The 15054-nt window shown below is 74.5% G+C and carries 17 protein-coding genes and 1 tRNA gene; 11 read left to right on the plus strand and 7 right to left on the minus strand.

Translation table 11 applies throughout. The annotated features are described in order from the left end of the window. Positions 1-275: 275 nt before the first annotated feature. On the plus strand, positions 276-1229 hold the full coding sequence (locus ACJTNH_RS20060) for a DNA polymerase domain-containing protein (protein ID WP_458178917.1): 954 nt from the start codon (positions 276-278) through the stop codon (positions 1227-1229). Between the two features lie 84 nt (positions 1230-1313). Here ACJTNH_RS20060 and gndA read toward each other — a convergent pair whose 3' ends face one another. The 3 genes from gndA to ACJTNH_RS20075 all read right to left on the minus strand — a co-directional run bounded on the left by gndA (position 1314) and on the right by ACJTNH_RS20075 (position 3862). After that, complete coding sequence (gene gndA / locus ACJTNH_RS20065) at positions 1314-2744, minus strand: NADP-dependent phosphogluconate dehydrogenase (protein ID WP_458178919.1); 1431 nt, start codon at positions 2742-2744, stop codon at positions 1314-1316. Between the two features lie 119 nt (positions 2745-2863). Continuing rightward, positions 2864-3364: a thioredoxin-dependent thiol peroxidase gene (bcp, locus tag ACJTNH_RS20070; RefSeq protein ID WP_458178921.1), complete on the minus strand. Its 501-nt coding sequence runs from the start codon at positions 3362-3364 to the stop codon at positions 2864-2866. 93 nt (positions 3365-3457) lie between these two features. Continuing rightward, the gene (locus ACJTNH_RS20075; RefSeq protein ID WP_458178923.1) at positions 3458-3862 is read right to left on the minus strand and encodes a YjbQ family protein; all 405 of its coding nucleotides are present in this window, start codon (positions 3860-3862) and stop codon (positions 3458-3460) included. A 103-nt stretch (positions 3863-3965) separates the two neighbouring features. Between ACJTNH_RS20075 and rph the strand changes: the two genes are divergently transcribed. Next, positions 3966-4688, plus strand: a complete 723-nt coding sequence (rph, locus tag ACJTNH_RS20080; protein ID WP_458178925.1) for a ribonuclease PH — start codon at positions 3966-3968, stop codon at positions 4686-4688. Continuing rightward, positions 4685-5293 (plus strand): RdgB/HAM1 family non-canonical purine NTP pyrophosphatase, encoded by a 609-nt coding sequence (gene rdgB, locus ACJTNH_RS20085; RefSeq protein ID WP_458178927.1) that lies wholly within the window; start codon positions 4685-4687, stop codon positions 5291-5293. Before rph ends, rdgB begins: the two co-directional genes overlap by 4 nt. A 4-nt stretch (positions 5294-5297) precedes the next feature. On the opposite strand, the gene ACJTNH_RS20090 is transcribed toward rdgB, so the two are convergent. Further along, complete coding sequence (locus tag ACJTNH_RS20090; protein ID WP_458178929.1) at positions 5298-5927, minus strand: hypothetical protein; 630 nt, start codon at positions 5925-5927, stop codon at positions 5298-5300. Then, a complete protein-coding gene (locus tag ACJTNH_RS20095; RefSeq protein WP_458178931.1) occupies positions 5924-7912 on the minus strand; it encodes a glycosyltransferase in 1989 nt (662 codons plus the stop codon). The genes ACJTNH_RS20090 and ACJTNH_RS20095 overlap by 4 nt, the downstream gene beginning before the upstream one ends. A 275-nt stretch (positions 7913-8187) precedes the next feature. Between ACJTNH_RS20095 and ACJTNH_RS20100 the strand changes: the two genes are divergently transcribed. Together ACJTNH_RS20100 and ACJTNH_RS20105 are read left to right on the plus strand one after the other, a co-directional pair. Next, positions 8188-8802 (plus strand): hypothetical protein, encoded by a 615-nt coding sequence (locus tag ACJTNH_RS20100; protein ID WP_458178933.1) that lies wholly within the window; start codon positions 8188-8190, stop codon positions 8800-8802. Positions 8803-8946: 144 nt separating this feature from the next. Beyond that, positions 8947-9195 (plus strand): hypothetical protein, encoded by a 249-nt coding sequence (locus tag ACJTNH_RS20105; RefSeq protein ID WP_458178937.1) that lies wholly within the window; start codon positions 8947-8949, stop codon positions 9193-9195. Between the two features lie 32 nt (positions 9196-9227). On the opposite strand, the gene ACJTNH_RS20110 is transcribed toward ACJTNH_RS20105, so the two are convergent. Next, a tRNA-Leu gene (locus ACJTNH_RS20110) sits at positions 9228-9308 on the minus strand. A gap of 64 nt (positions 9309-9372) precedes the next feature. Between ACJTNH_RS20110 and ACJTNH_RS20115 the strand changes: the two genes are divergently transcribed. The 5 genes from ACJTNH_RS20115 (at position 9373) to ACJTNH_RS20135 (ending at position 13059) form a co-directional block, all read left to right on the plus strand. Next, entirely contained in the window at positions 9373-9606 is a 234-nt protein-coding gene (locus ACJTNH_RS20115) for a DUF3618 domain-containing protein (protein WP_299954652.1), read from the plus strand. Positions 9607-9742: 136 nt separating this feature from the next. Next, positions 9743-10240 carry a DUF427 domain-containing protein gene (locus ACJTNH_RS20120; RefSeq protein WP_458178939.1) on the plus strand — a complete coding sequence of 166 codons (498 nt, stop codon included), beginning with the start codon at positions 9743-9745 and terminating at the stop codon, positions 10238-10240. 31 nt (positions 10241-10271) lie between these two features. Further along, complete coding sequence (locus ACJTNH_RS20125; RefSeq protein ID WP_458178943.1) at positions 10272-10565, plus strand: metal-sensitive transcriptional regulator; 294 nt, start codon at positions 10272-10274, stop codon at positions 10563-10565. A gap of 35 nt (positions 10566-10600) precedes the next feature. Continuing rightward, on the plus strand, positions 10601-10807 hold the full coding sequence (locus tag ACJTNH_RS20130) for a heavy-metal-associated domain-containing protein (protein WP_222193144.1): 207 nt from the start codon (positions 10601-10603) through the stop codon (positions 10805-10807). Further along, on the plus strand, positions 10804-13059 hold the full coding sequence (locus tag ACJTNH_RS20135) for a heavy metal translocating P-type ATPase (RefSeq protein ID WP_458178946.1): 2256 nt from the start codon (positions 10804-10806) through the stop codon (positions 13057-13059). The genes ACJTNH_RS20130 and ACJTNH_RS20135 overlap by 4 nt, the downstream gene beginning before the upstream one ends. Before the next feature lie 12 nt (positions 13060-13071). Here the strand turns inward: ACJTNH_RS20135 and ACJTNH_RS20140 are convergent, their stop codons facing one another. Then, positions 13072-13692 (minus strand): TetR-like C-terminal domain-containing protein, encoded by a 621-nt coding sequence (locus ACJTNH_RS20140; RefSeq protein WP_458178948.1) that lies wholly within the window; start codon positions 13690-13692, stop codon positions 13072-13074. Between the two features lie 121 nt (positions 13693-13813). Here ACJTNH_RS20140 and ACJTNH_RS20145 point away from each other — a divergent pair, with 121 nt between their 5' ends. Continuing rightward, entirely contained in the window at positions 13814-14896 is a 1083-nt protein-coding gene (locus tag ACJTNH_RS20145) for an EAL domain-containing protein (RefSeq protein ID WP_458178950.1), read from the plus strand. Positions 14897-15054: the final 158 nt, after the last annotated feature.

Here is a 15054-nt window from a genome sequence, read left to right on the forward strand (position 1 = left end):
GCCGAGCCGAGGGCAAGACCGACCGCGAGATCAAACGCTGCCTCAAGCGCTACATCGCCCGCGAGCTCTACCGACGCCTCGAATCACCACCGATCGCGACTTGACGCGTCATAGGAGCGTCCTGATCGAACGCTGTCCTACCGCATCAGCGTTGGTGCGGTAGGACAGCCGTTGGTGCAGGAGGAGGGCTGTTCGGGCTCGGGCGGACCTCCGGACGGGGACGAGGCGGCCCACGGTAAGTTGCTCCGGGGACCGGCGGGCGGCACGGTGACGGGATGACCGACGAGGAACGGGACGGTGTCCGGCTGAGCAGCCTGGACTCCCCGCTGGGCGACGGGCTCGAGGTGACCAAGCGGGACCTGGTCGACCACCTCGACGCCTTCGCCGACCGGCTGGTGCCGCTGCTCGCCGGCCGGCCGCTGACCGTGAAGCGGGTGCGCCCGGGAGCGGCGCCGTTCATCCAGCGCGACGTGCCCAAGGGGGCCCCCGACTGGGTGCGCACCGTGCCCACCTGGTCCGACCGGGCGCACCGCGAGGTGCACCAGGTGCTCGTCGAGGACCGCCGCACCCTGCTGTGGCTGGCCAACCAGCGGGCCGTGGAGCTCCACGTGCCCTTCAGCCGGGTGGGGGAGGAGGAGCCGACCGGGCTGGTGCTCGATCTCGACCCACCGGACGGCGCCCCGTTCGACGTCGTGGTGGCGACCGCGCGGCTGGCCCGCCGGGCGCTGGCCGACGCCGGTCTGGCGGCGGCGGTGAAGACCAGCGGTTCGACCGGCCTGCACGTCGTCGTCCCGGTGCACGGCTCCCCGGCCGAGGACGTCGCCGCCGCCACCCGCGCGCTGGCCGCCCGCACCGAGCGGCTGGACCCCGAGCTGGCCACCACCGCCTACGTCGTGGCCGAGCGGGGCGGTCGGGTGTTCGTCGACTCGACCCGGTCCGGTCGCGGCACGATCGCCGTCGCCTACAGCCCGCGGGTGCGCCCGGGGCTGCCGGTGTCGGCGCCGGTCGACTGGGACGCCCTCGACGACGTGCGGCCGGGGGACGTCACGGTGCGCACAGCGGGAGAGCGGTTCGGGGACGACGACCCGTGGGCGCAGGCGCTGCCCGCACCGCAGCGGCTGCCCGCCGACCTGGTCGCCGAGGGGCACATCATCCCGGTCGCCCGGGTGGCCGCGATGCACGAGGGCAAGCGCCGCGCCCGCGCGAAGGCCGCCGAGGACGCACCCTGAACCAGCGTGGCCGCCTCGGCCGGTGGGCGCTGCGCAGTCGTCGGGGTCTCCCGCCGGGCCACACCCGACGACTGCGCACCCGGGTCAGGCGCTGACCTCGCGGCCGTCCTCGCCCCACATGGTGTGGAAGGCGCCCTCGCGGTCGACCCGGCGGTAGGTGTGCGCCCCGAACAGGTCGCGCAGCCCCTGGATCAGCGCGGCCGGCAGGCGGTCGGCCCGCAGCCCGTCGTAGTAGGCGAGGGCGCTGGCGAACCCGGGGGCGGGGATGCCGTTGCGGGCGGCGCCCGCGACGACCTGGCGCCACGCCTCCTGGCCCTCGCTCACCGCGCCGCGGAAGTAGTCGTTGGTCAGCAGCGTCGTGACGTCGGGCTCGTCGGTGTAGACCTGCGCGATCCGGTCCAGGAACCGCGCCCGGATGATGCAGCCGCCGCGCCAGATCCGCGCCAGCGCCGCCCGGTCGACGTCCCAGCCGTGCTGGTCCGCGCCCGCGGTGATCTGGTCGAACCCCTGGGCGTAGGCGACCACCTTGGAGGCGTAGAGCGCCTGCCGCACCGACTCGACGAAGGCGTCCCGGTCGGCGACCTCCCAGCGGGTGTCCGGCCCGGGCAGCACCCGCTGCGCCGCGTCGCGCTGCTCGCGGTGCCCGGACAGCGCGCGGGCGAACACCGCCTCGGCGATCCCGCTGACCGGCACGCCCAGGTCGAGCGCCGACTGCACGGTCCAGCGGCCGGCGCCCTTCTGCTCGGCCTCGTCCAGCACCACGTCGACGAACGGCCTGCCGGTGTCGGCGTCGGTGTGCCGCAGCACCTGTGCGGTGATCTCGATCAGGTAGCTCTCCAGGTCGCCCTCGTTCCAGGAGGCGAAGACGTCACCGATCTCGGCGGGGGTGAGCCCGAGACCGGCGCGCAGCAGGTCGTAGGCCTCGGCGATGAGCTGCATGTCGGCGTACTCGATGCCGTTGTGCACCATCTTCACGAAGTGCCCGGCGCCGCTCTCGCCGACGTGGGTGCAGCACGGCTGCCCGTCGACCACCGCGGCGATCGACTCCAGCAGCGGGCCGACCAGCTCGTAGGCCTCGGCCGAGCCGCCCGGCATGATGCTCGGCCCGTTGAGCGCGCCCTCCTCGCCGCCGCTGATCCCGGTGCCGACGAAGTGCAGGCCCTGGGCGGTGAGCGCCTCGGTGCGCCGGATCGTGTCGGTGTAGAGGGCGTTGCCGCCGTCCATCAGCACGTCGCCCTCGTCGAGCAGCGGGGCGATCTCGTCGATGACGGCGTCGGTGGCCGCGCCGGCCTGCACCATGATGATGATCTTCCGGGGCCGCTGGAGGGCACCGACGAACTCCTCCACCGAACCGGTCGGCACGAAGTCGCCCTCGCTGCCGTGCTGCTCCACGAGGGCGTCGGTGCGCCCCCGGCTGCGGTTGTGCAGCACCACCTGGTGGCCGTGCCGGGCCAGGTTGCGGGCCAGGTTCGCGCCCATCACTGCCAGTCCGGTGACGCCGATCTGATCGCTCATGCCACGACCCTGCCCGACCTGGTCCGTGCTGAACAGGGCCGTCCCGGTCCCTGGGACCGGGACGGCCTGGGTCGGGGTGCCGACGTCCCCCGCCGCGGGCGGGCGGGGGACGGGCGTGGTCAGGCGATGCCGAGGTCGCGGCGGAGCTTGGCGACGTGCCCGGTGGCCTTGACGTTGTACGCGGCCTTCTCGACCTTGCCCTCGGCGTCGACGACGAAGGTCGAGCGGATCACCCCGACGACCTCCTTGCCGTACAGCTTCTTCGGGCCGTACGCGCCGTAGGCGGCGAGCACCTGCTTCTCCGGGTCGGCGAGCAGCGTGATGCCCAGCTGCTCCTTCTCCCGGAAGGTGTGCAGCTTCTCCGGGGCGTCGGGGGAGATGCCGATGATGTCGAGACCGGCCTCGGCCAGCTCGCCGGCCGAGGCGGTGAAGTCGACCGCCTGGGTGGTGCAGCCCGGGGTCAGTGCCGCCGGGTAGCAGTAGACGATGACCCGCCGGCCCCGGTAGGAGGACAGCGAGACGGGGGTGCCGTCGGCGTCCGGGAGGGTGAACTCCGGCGCCGGGTCACCGGGGGCGAGGCGGACGGGGGCCGTGTCGATGCCGCGGTCGGTCTCGGTCATGGAGCGCATCGTGCCGCACGCCGCCGGCCGGCCCCAAGCCGGCCGTGCACGACCTGACCCTCCCGGGCCGACCGGCCACCGCTCCGGGCGGGGTCAGCCGGCCAGGAAGGTCAGCCGGACGTGCCGGGACGGGTTGTCGATGTTGGTGTCGACGAAGCAGATCCGCTGCCAGGTGCCCAGCGTCAGCCGGCCCTCCAGCACCGGCACGGTGGCGTGCGGCGGGACGAACGCCGGCAGCACGTGGTCACGGCCGTGCCCGGCCGCGCCGTGCCGGTGCCGCCAGCGGTCGTCGCGGGGGAGCAGCTGGTCGAGCTGGGCGAGCAGGTCGTCGTCGCTGCCGGCGCCGGTCTCGATGATCGCGATGCCCGCGGTGGCGTGCGGCACGAAGACCTGGAACAGGCCGTCGCCCTCGCCACGGACGAAGTCCGCGCACTCGTCGGTCAGGTCGACGACGGAGGGCACGCCCCCGGTCCGGACGGATCGCAGCTCGGAGCGCATGGAGGAGAGGGTGACACGGCCGGCCGGTGGTCGCTGCACGCCGCCACCCGGCCGTCGAGGCAGCGGTCGGTGACCAGCGGCGGCGGCACTACCCTCGGTGCACGTGACCCGCCCCGACGGCCGCGCGGCCGACCAGCTCCGCCCGGTGACCATCACCCGCAACTGGCTCGACCACGCCGAGGGCTCGGTGCTCGTCGAGTTCGGCCGCACCCGCGTGCTCTGCGCGGCCAGCGTCACCGAGGGCGTGCCCCGCTGGCGGCGCGGCTCGGGTCTGGGCTGGGTCACCGCCGAGTACTCGATGCTGCCGCGGGCCACCCACACCCGCAGCGACCGCGAGTCGGTCAAGGGCAAGGTCGGCGGCCGCACGCACGAGATCAGCCGGCTCATCGGCCGCTCGCTGCGCGCCAGCATCGACCTGGCCGCGCTGGGGGAGAACAGCATCGCGCTGGACTGCGACGTGCTGCAGGCCGACGGCGGCACCCGCACCGCGGCGATCACCGGCGCCTACGTGGCCCTCGCCGACGCGGTGAGCTGGCTCGGCGAGCGCGGCACGCTGGCCAGCGCGACGCCGCTGCCGAACTCCGTGGCCGCGGTCAGCGTCGGCGTCGTCGACGGCGAGCCGCGGCTCGACCTCGCCTACGAGGAGGACGTGCGGGCCGGCACCGACATGAACGTCGTGTGCACCGGCACCGGCGGCTTCGTCGAGGTCCAGGGGACGGCGGAGGGCGCCGTCTTCGACCGGGCGACGCTGGACCAGCTGCTCGACCTGGCCGTCGCCGGGTGCGCCGAGCTGACCGCCGCCCAGCAGCGGGCCCTGTCGGCATGACGCAGCTGCTGCTGGCCACCCGCAACGCCGGCAAGCTCGCCGAGCTGCAGCGGCTGCTGGCCACCGCCGTCCCCGGGGTCGAGGTGCTCGGCCTGCGCGACGTGCCGGAGTACCCCGAGGCGCCCGAGACCGGTGCGACCTTCGAGGAGAACGCGCTGCTCAAGGCGCGGGAGGCGGTGCGGTACACCGGGCTGCCGGCGGTGGCCGACGACTCCGGGATCACCGTCGACGCGCTCAACGGGATGCCGGGCATCCTGTCCGCCCGCTGGTCGGGCCGGCACGGCGACGACCCGGCCAACACCGCGCTGCTGCTCGGGCAGCTCGCCGACGTGCCCGACGAGCGGCGTGGGGCGGCCTTCGTCTGCGCCGCCGCGCTGGTCACGCCGGCGGGGGAGGAGCGGGTGCTGCGCGCGGAGTGGCGCGGGGCCGTCGTCCGGGAGCCGCGCGGCAGGAACGGCTTCGGCTACGACCCGGTGTTCGTGCCCGAGGGGCTGACGCGCACGTCGGCCGAGCTCGAGCCGGCCGAGAAGGACGCGATCAGCCACCGCGGCCAGGCCTTCGCCGCGCTGCTGCCGGTGATCGGTGAGGTGCTGGCCCCGCGCTGAGCGGTCAGCGGCCGTGCGTCCAGTCGATGAACCACAGCGAGAACGCGGCCACGCACGGGTGGAACGCCAGCACCAGGAACGCGGCCACGACCCGGTCGGTGCGCCAGTAGTTGCGCAGCCGGACACCGCGGGACCAGCCGCGGCTGCGGTCGGCGCTCAGCGCACGCTGGCCGACGGCCGCCTCCTCCTCCGCGGTGAGCGGCCGCGAGTGCGCGGCCTGCCAGGCCTCGACCCGGGCCCAGCCCGGCGCGACCCCGCAGCACAGCGCGAGCAACGCCGCCCCGCCCAGCAGGGGGAGCAGTGCGCCGGGCTGCAGCACGACCAGGCCGGCCGCGGCCGCCCCGGCGGCGAAGCCGGCCACGGTGACCGCGCCGAGGCAGAACACCAGGCCGAAGGCGGCCATCAGGATCAGGTAGCCGGGCAGCAGCACGTCCCGCAGCGAGCGGTCGGTGGCCAGCATCACCGCGGTCTCGACGACCAGGACGACGACGCACCAGACCACCACGCGGCGCATGGGCACCCGCGGCGGGGTGGGCCCGGCGGTGGCCAGCCGCATCCGCGACTCGGCGAAGCTCTCCGCCTCGGCGGGGGAGGCATCCGGGCGGAGCCCGGCGAGCGGGTCGGCCGCGGTCACCGCCGGTCCTCCGGGGTGCTGCCGGGGGACGGTGGGGGAGCAGGGAGCTCGCGGGTGTCGATCGGCCGGACGGCGTCGGTCGGGGACTGCGGTGCAGCCGGGCTCGCCGCCGTCGGCTCGGCCGCCGGGGCCGGGCCGTCGTCCAGGGCCGGGACGTCGGCGACCTGGACGTGGCTGGACAGCCCGTGGGTGGTCTTCTCCCAGTAGAACGGGTTGACCACCAGCTGCCACAGCGCCTTGTAGGAGGCGATCGAGTGCAGCAGCCAGTACACCGGCGAGAACAGCGCGAAGGGCACCAGGCCGTAGGTGCGCCGCTTGAAGCCGGCCAGCAGTGACAGGTAGATGATCACGCCGTTGCCCAGCAGCAGGTTGGCCAGGCTGACCTGCACCAGCCACTCCGGCAGGGCCGGCACGAGCGCCCCGGGCCAGAGAAGCTCCACGACGAGCATCGCGTAGAGCCACGGGGTGGCCAGGAACATCAGCGGGGTGCCGCCGATGAGCAGCGCGAAGCCGGCCGTCTGGCGGGGGCCGACGCTGCGCAGCAGCCGCCAGGGGTGCCGGGTGTGCACCAGCACGGTCTGCATGTAGCCCTTGATCCAGCGGCTGCGCTGCCGGATCCAGTTGCCGACGGCCATGTTGGCCTCCTCGTACGTCGTCGAGTTGACGACGGCGACGCGGTGGCCGCGGGCGGAGGCGCGGATGCCGAGGTCGGCGTCCTCGGTGACGTTGTAGGGGTCCCAGCCGCCGAGCTCGCGCAGCAGGTCGGTGCGGAAGTGGTTGCTCGTGCCGCCGAGGGGGATCGGCAGCCGGAGCTTGTCCAGCCCGGCGAGGGTGTAGTCGAACCAGGAGGAGTACTCCAGGGTGAACATGCGGGTGAGCAGGTTCTCCCGGGCGTTGGAGTAGTTCAGCGCCGCCTGCACGCAGACCAGGTCGTCCCCGCCCTTGCGGAAGGCGACGACCGCCTTCTTCAGCTGGTCGGCGTCGGGGCGGTCCTCGGCGTCGTAGATGACGACGTACTCGCCGCGGGCGAAGGTCAGCCCGACGTTGCAGGCGCGCGGCTTGGTCTTGGGCAGCGAGTGCGGGACGACGACGATCCGCACGATGTCCGGCGGAGCGGCGGCGAGCGCGGCGGCGAGGGTCTCGGGGTCGTCCTCCTCCAGCAGGAGCAGGATCTCCAGCTTCTCCCGCGGCCAGTCCAGGTCGGCGAGGTTGCGCATCAGCAGCCCGACGATCCCGGCCTCCTTGTAGACCGGCACGAGGATCGTGTAGACGGGCAGGTCGGCGTCGTCGAGCGCGGCGACCTCCTGGTCGCTCACCTGCTCCACCGTCTCCCAGGCGGTGCCGACCGTGCTGATCAGCGCCTTGGTGCCGACGGCCAGGGCCACGGCGACGTTCACCGTGGCGACCAGCACCAGCATGGTCAGCGAGGGGTCGAGCACCAGGCCGGTGACCGTGGCCGCCAGCAGGGCGACCGCGGCGGCCACCTGCGGCCAGACGAACACCGTGGACGCCGACTCGTCGGGTCGCCGCTCGGCGAGTGACTGCACGGCGTCGTGCACCAGCTCGTCGCGCCACACGGTGCGCAGCGCGCGCAGCACGTCCCAGTCGGTGGTCACCACCTGGCGCACCCGGGCGATGCCGGTGCGCTGCACGACCTCCTCGGCGATGTGCGCCGACGGGCGGCCCGCGGTGGCGACGACGACCTGCGGCTGCCCGTCGCCGTCCTCCTCGACCCGCAGCGGCAGCCAGGTCTCCCGGGCCAGCATCGCGGCCGGGAAGCGGCGGGCCAGCTCCTCGTCGACGTCGACCGGGTCGACGAAGGCGAGGTCGGCGCCCCACACCTCGGCGAGGGCGACGTACAGCTGCCGGCGGGTCACCCAGCCACGGGCCAGGACGACGGCGCCCAGCGGCGCGCCGACCCGTCGGTGCTGCTCGAGGGCCTCGGTCAACTGGTCGGGGGTGAGCACGCCCTGCTCGACCAGCACGTCGCCGAGCCGCTCCGGCGCCGCGTGTCGTCCACGGGCACGACGGGGCGCCGGACCCGAGGAGGCGCCACCTGGCGCGAAGACCGTCACCCCCGGGTGGTCGGCAGGAGGGCGGCCGGGCTGATGTCGTGCGGGGCCCGCATCACCCGGGTGGGTGACGCCGCTGGTCTTGCGGATCCCTTGCGGTTGCCTGGCGCCGGCCGTGCGGGAGGCGGCGCAGGGTCGGTGCCGTGCCGGGAGGAGCCCCTCCGGCCAGCACCGACCCGAGGAGTGACGTGAACGCCAGCAGCACCGCCCCCCGCACGCGACGGCTCACCGTGGCCCGGCTGATCGGCACCGTCGGCGTCGTCGGCGCGGCCGCCGCCGTCGCCGGGATGGGCACGTTCGGCGCCTTCACCGACAGCACCAGCCCGGCGCCGGTGTCCATCCAGTCCGGCATCGTGTCGATCGCCCTCGCCGCGGCCGACGGCTCGGCCACCGTGCCGCTGGCCTTCGACGGCGTCGTCCCGGGCGCCTCGGTCACCCAGGCCCTGGACCTGGTCAACGACGGTGACTCCGCGCTGGCCTCGGTGCGCCTGGACACCCGGGCCACCACCTCCAGCGTGATGGACACCGACACCGTGCACGGCCTGCAGATGACCGTGCGGTCCTGCTCGGAGGCCTGGACCGAGGAGTTCACCTGCGCCGGCGACGTGCGCACGCTGCTCGCCTCCGGCCCCGTGGTCCGCGACTCGGCGCTGACCGCACCGGCCAGCCTGGCCGCCGGTGCAACCGACCACCTCGCGGTGAGCCTGGCCCTGCCCGCGTCGGCCGACGACGCCTTCAAGGACCAGTCCAGCGAGCTGGCGCTGACCTTCACCGCCACCCAGCGGGGCGGCACCGACCGCTGACCCGGCCTCCGGCCGGAGGCGCAGCACCGACGGTGCAGGGGGCGGGTGCGCACGAGCACCCGGCTCCTGCACCGTCGTCGTCCCCGGGGTGGCTACCGTCGGCGGCGGACGGTGCGCAGCGGGCGACCGGGGACGGGGGGCCTGATGGCGAGCCTGGAGCAGTTGCGCCGGTTCGGGCTGGTGCTGGAGATGGCCGAGGCGGCCGGGGAGGGCGACTGGACCGCCTGGACCCGGGTGCTGGCCGGCCTGGACGAGGACACCCGGGCCGACGTCGTCCGGCAGTCGTCGCTGGTGATCGCCATGCTCTGCGACCGCGAGGCGGAGCGGCGGGGGATCACCCGTGACCAGTTCCTGGCCCAGTTCCGCGCCGAGGCGATGGACGCGCTGGGCTGACGCCACCCCCAGGGACCGGCAGCCGTCGTCGGTGCGGGAGAGGGGAGTCGAACCCCTACGCCCGAAGGCACCAGGACCTAAACCTGGCGTGGCTGCCGTTACACCACTCCCGCGTGCGAGGGAGTCTAGGAGGCGCCCACTCGGCCGGGAGCGCGTCCATCTGGCAGGCTGTCGCCCGTGCCGAGGACCCCTGACCAGATCCAGCAGGAGATCGATGCCGCCCGCGAGTCGCTGGCGGCCACCCTGGACGAGCTGGCGTTCCGCACCAGCCCGAAGCGCCTGAGCGAGCAGGGCAAGGCGAAGGCGCAGGAGTTCCTGCAGAGCCCGCCCGGCATCGCGATCGTCAGCGTGGTCGGCCTGACCATCACCTTCGTGGTGACGCGGAGGATCGTCCGCCGCATCCGGCACTGACGTGGTCGGCGTCCCGCGGACGCCCCACTCGCTGGACCCGGCGAGTGCCGTCCTGTGCACGCCGGACGCCCGGTCCGGGGGTGCACAGGTCGACGGTCGGTGAGCGCCCGCCGGTGCGGGGCGCACACTCGGCGGCGTGTACCCACCGCCGCGTGACCCCGTCGGACCCGGCCAGGAGTCGGTCTGGAGCTACCCGCGCCCACCGTCGGCGCAGGTGACCGGCCGGCGGATCGAGGTGGTCCTCGGCGGTCAGGTCATCGCCCGCACCGACCGCGCCGTCCGGGTCTGCGAGACCAGCCACCCGCCGGTCTTCTACGTCCCCGTGGACGACGTCGCGCCCGGCGTCCTCGAGCAGGCGGCCGGCTCGTCGTGGTGTGAGTTCAAGGGCACGGCCACCTACTGGGACGCCGTCGTCGACGGGGTGCGGCACTCCTCGATCGCCTGGTCCTACGAGCAGCCGACCGCCGGCTACGAGCAGCTGCGCGGGGCGCTGGCCTTCTACCCGAGCCGGCTCGACGCGGCGACGGTCGACGGCGAACCGGTGCGCGCCCAGGCCGGTGACTTCTACGGCGGCTGGATCACCGACGAGGTCGTCGGCCCCTTCAAGGGCGAGCCGGGCACGCGGGGCTGGTGACCGGGTACCCCCAGGGGGTATGGTCGAGGACATGACGGGCTACGCCGGCAACAAGGAGCAGGTCCTCGCGCGCCTGAAGCGGGTCGAGGGCCAGGTCCGGGGCATCGCCCGGATGGTCGAGGACGACACCTACTGCATCGACGTCCTCACCCAGGTCTCCGCGGCCACCAAGGCGCTGCAGGCAGTCGCCCTCGGGTTGCTCGACGACCACCTGGGGCACTGCGTCCGCGACGCGGTGGCCAGCAGCGCCGAGGACGACGGCGCCGCGGCCGAGCAGAAGATCGCCGAGGCCTCGGCCGCCATCGCCCGGCTCGTCCGTTCCTGACCCATCCCCTGATCCACCGAGCGAGGAGAACTCCCGTGCAGACCCTGGACTTCACCGTCACCGGCATGACCTGCCAGCACTGCGTCGCCTCCGTCACCGAGGAGGTCAACGAGCTCGCCGGCGTGCAGGAGGTCGACGTCGACCTGGCCTCCGGCCGGCTGCACGTCGTCGGCGACGTGACCGCCGACCAGGTGCAGGCCGCCGTCGCCGAGGCCGGCGACTACACCGCACAGCCCGCGTGACCGCCGGGCCCCAGGCGGGCCCGTCCACCGGCAGCCCGGCCGCCGAGGACGAGGTCCGCCTCGACATCACCGGCATGACGTGCGCCAGCTGCGCCAACCGGATCGAGCGCAAGCTCAACAAGCTCGACGGCGTGCAGGCCAGCGTCAACTACGCGACCGAGGCCGCCACGGTGCGGTACGACCCCGCCCGCGTCGACACCGACCAGCTGCTGGCCACCGTCGCGGCGGCCGGCTACTCCGCCGCGCTGCCGGCCCCGCCGGCGGCCGACGAGGACGACTCCGCGGCTGCCGGGGCGCCGGACCCGGAGGCGGCGCTGCGGCAGCGGGTGCTGGTCAGCGCCGCGCTCACCCTGCCGGTGCTGCTGCTGTCGATGGTCCCGGCGCTGCAGTTCGACAACTGGCAGTGGCTGGCGCTGACCCTGGCCAGCCCGGTCGCGGTCTGGGGTGCCTGGCCGTTCCACCGCGCCGCCGTGGTCAACGCCCGGCACGGGGCCAGCACCATGGACACGCTGGTGTCGATCGGCATCACCGCCGCCTACCTGTGGTCGCTGTGGGCCCTCTTCCTCGGCGACGCCGGGATGCCCGGCATGCGGATGGAGTTCACCCTGCTGCCCCAGCAGGGCGCCGGCACCCACGAGATCTACCTCGAGGTCGCCGCGGCGGTCACCGTCTTCCTGCTCGCCGGGCGGTGGGCAGAGGCCCGCGCCAAGCGCCGCTCCGGAGCGGCGCTGGCCACCCTGCTGGAACTGGGTGCCAAGGACGCCGCGGTGCTGCGCGACGGCCGCGAGGTGCGGGTGCCGATCGGGCAGCTGGCCGTGGGTGACCGGTTCGTCGTCCGGCCGGGGGAGAAGGTCGCCACCGACGGGGTCGTGGTCAGCGGCAGCTCCGCGGTCGACCTGTCGATGCTGACCGGGGAGAGCGTGCCGGTCGAGGTCGCCGAGGGCGACCGGGTCACCGGCGCCACGGTCAACGTCGGCGGCCGACTGGTCGTCGAGGCCACCCGGGTGGGCGCGGAGACGACGCTGGCCCAGCTGGGCCGGTTGGTCACCCAGGCGCAGAGCGGCAAGGCGCAGGTTCAGCGGCTGGCCGACCGGGTCTCGGCGGTGTTCGTACCGGTCGTGCTGGTGATTGCGCTGGGCACCCTGGCGGCCTGGCTGCTCACCACCGGCGACGTGACGGCCGCGTTCACCGCCGCCGTCGCCGTGCTGGTCATCGCCTGCCCGTGCGCGCTCGGCCTGGCCACCCCCACCGCGCTGCTGGTCGGCACCGGCCGCGGCGCCCAGCTGGGCGTGCTGATCAAGGGCCCGGAGGTGCTGGAGAGCACCCGCCGGGTCGACACCGTCGTGCTGGACAAGACCGGCACCGTGACCACCGGCCAGATGAGCGTGGTCGAGGTCGCCGGTCACCCCGACACGCTGCGGCTGGCCGCGGCGGTCGAGGCTGGCTCCGAGCATCCGATCGCCCGGGCGGTCGTCGCCGCCGCGGGCACCCCGCTGCCGCCGGTCACCGGCTTCGCCAGCCAGGCCGGCATCGGGGTCACCGGCACCGTCGAGGGCCGGGACGTCGTCATCGGCGGCACCGCTGAGCTGCCGGCCGACCTGGCCGGCGTGGTGGCTGCCGCCGAGGCGGCCGGGCGCACCGCCGTCCGGGTGGCCTGGGACGGCGGGGTGCGTGGCGTGGTCGTCGTCGCCGACACCGTGAAGCCCACCAGCGCCGCGGCCATCGTCCGGCTGCGCGCGCTGGGCCTGTCGCCGGTGCTGGTGACCGGGGACAACCTGGGCGCAGCCACCGCGGTGGCCCGGGCGGTCGGGCTGGACCCCGAGCGCGGCGAGGTGGTCGCCGGGGTGCTGCCGGCCGGCAAGGTCGACGTCGTCCGCGACCTGCAGGCCCGCGGGCGGGTGGTCGCCATGGTCGGCGACGGTGTCAACGACGCCCCGGCCCTCGCCCAGGCCGATCTCGGGCTGGCGATGGGCTCGGGCACCGACGTGGCGATCGAGGCCAGCGACCTGACCCTGGTGCGCGCCGACCTGGACGCCGCGGTCGACGCCGTCCGGCTCTCTCGGCGCACCCTCGCGGTGATCAAGGGCAACCTGTTCTGGGCCTTCGCCTACAACGTGGCCCTCGTGCCGCTGGCCGCCTTCGGGTTCCTCAACCCGCTGCTGGCCGGGCTGGCGATGGCGGCGTCCTCACTGCTGGTGGTGACCAACAGCCTGCGGCTCCGCCGCTTCCGTCCGGCGGCCGGGGTGGCCTGAGCGCGGAGACGCTCAGGCCGCCCGGCGGGCGGCGACCAGTGGCAGGACGACGTCGGAGAGCACCTCGTCGGCGAAGGCCTCCGGCACGGGCTCACCGCCGAAGAGCCAGCGCTGCAGGATCGGGGAGCTGGCCGTGGAGGCCACCGCGCTGCCCATCACCGTCGGGCCGACCTCACCGCGCGCCTCGGCGCGCTCCCACACCTGCCGGAAGGTGGAGCTCCAGACGGTCATCGGGCCGGTGCGGAACGCCTCGCGGAGCCCCGGCTCGTGCGGCAGTGCGGAGAGCAGGGAGAGCGTCGCCGCACCGAGCGGGCCGTTGACCGCGCCGACCAGCCAGCGCAGCAGCACCCGCATGTCGCCCTCGAGCGAGCCGGTGTCCGGGGCGTCGATGGACAGCTGGCTGAGCTCGGCGACGGCGTCGGCGACCAGGTCGGACTTGGTGCGCCAGCGCCGGTAGATGGTCGCCTTGCCCACCCCGGCCGCGGCGGCGACCGCGTCCATGGTCAGGCCGCTGTACCCGGCGTCCGCCAGCACCTGGAGGATCGCCGCCCGGATCACCTCGTCGCGGGAGGGGTCGCGGGGGCGGCCGCCGCGGCCGGGGCGGTCGTCGGCTGCGGGCGTGAGGTCAGGCACACCTGAACAGTAGCCTTGTTGATCTTCAGCCACGCCGTGACCTGGCCCCCTTTCCAGCCGCTCGCCAGCCGCATCCGCGCGCCTGCGTGGTCGCCGGATCACCGTGAGTCATCCTGCTGCCGTGACCGGGCCCGCTGACGCTGTTCGTCCCTCCTGGGGCACCCCGCAGCCTGCCCGCCGGCTGCTGCTGGCGAGCACGCTCGACCACGTGCTGCCGAGCATCTCGCGCGTGGCCGGCGCCATGGGGCTGCGGATCGGCACCGCTCCCGGGCTGCTCGACATCGTCGACGACGAGGGCGGCGGCCGGCGGATCGACCGGCTGCTGCAGCGGCTGGCCCGCGAGCTCACCGCGGCCGAGACCGAGGCCGTCCGGGTGACCACCGACCCACCCGGGGACGGCGTCGCCCTGGCCACCCGGCTGCTCACCGCCCCGACCCTGGCCGTGGAACTGGCCCGCCGCGGGGTGACCGTGGAGATGTCGCTGCTCACCGACGCCGAGCTGTGGCCGGTCTACCAGCCGATCATGTCGCTCACCACCGGCGGCATGGTCGGCCACGAGGCGCTGCTGCGCGGCCGCGTCGACGGCCGCGAGGTCGGTGGGGGAGACCTGTTCTTCCTCGCCGAGCGGGCCGGCTGGCTGCGCCGGCTGGACCGGCTCGCCCGCGAGGTGGCGATCAGCCACGCCGCCGGCTGGCTGGGCGGCGCCGACCTCTACGTCAACTCCAACCCGGCGGCCATCTCCCGGCCCTCGGTCTGCCTGGCCAGCACCGAGCGGGCCGTGCACGACAGCGGCATCGACCCCCGCCAGCTGGTGTTCGAGGTGGTCGCCTCGCACGCGGTCACCGACCGGGAGCACCTGCTCTCCGTGCTCGAGCACCACCGGTCGCTGGGCTGGCGGATCGCGCTGGACGACGTGCACGTCGGCTGGTCGAGCCTGGCGCTGGTGTCGGTGGTGCGGCCGGACGTGCTGAAGCTGAGCAAGACGCTGGTCGCCCGGCTGCACGAGCCCGGCCCGCAGGCCATCGCCCGCGCGCTCGCCGAGCTGGCCCACCTGCAGGGCGGGCTGGTCGTCGCCGAGGGGATCGAGAACGAGCAGATGGCCGACCAGGCCCGGGCGATCGGTGCCGACCTGGGGCAGGGCTGGCTCTTCGGCCGGCCGGTGCGCCCCGAGCCCGAGGCCGAACCGGAGCTCGTCCTCGCCTGATCGGCCCCCGCAGCCCAGCATTGATCAGGTGAGGTGAATTCACGGGGTGGACGCAACACCGTCGTCGTGGGCCGTCGACAGTAGCTTGGCCATGGCTTCGGCTGGGGTGTCCCAGCCGAGGGTTTTGCGTGGGCGGCCGTTGAGTTCATCGGCGACGG

Source organism: Modestobacter lacusdianchii (assembly GCF_054177765.1).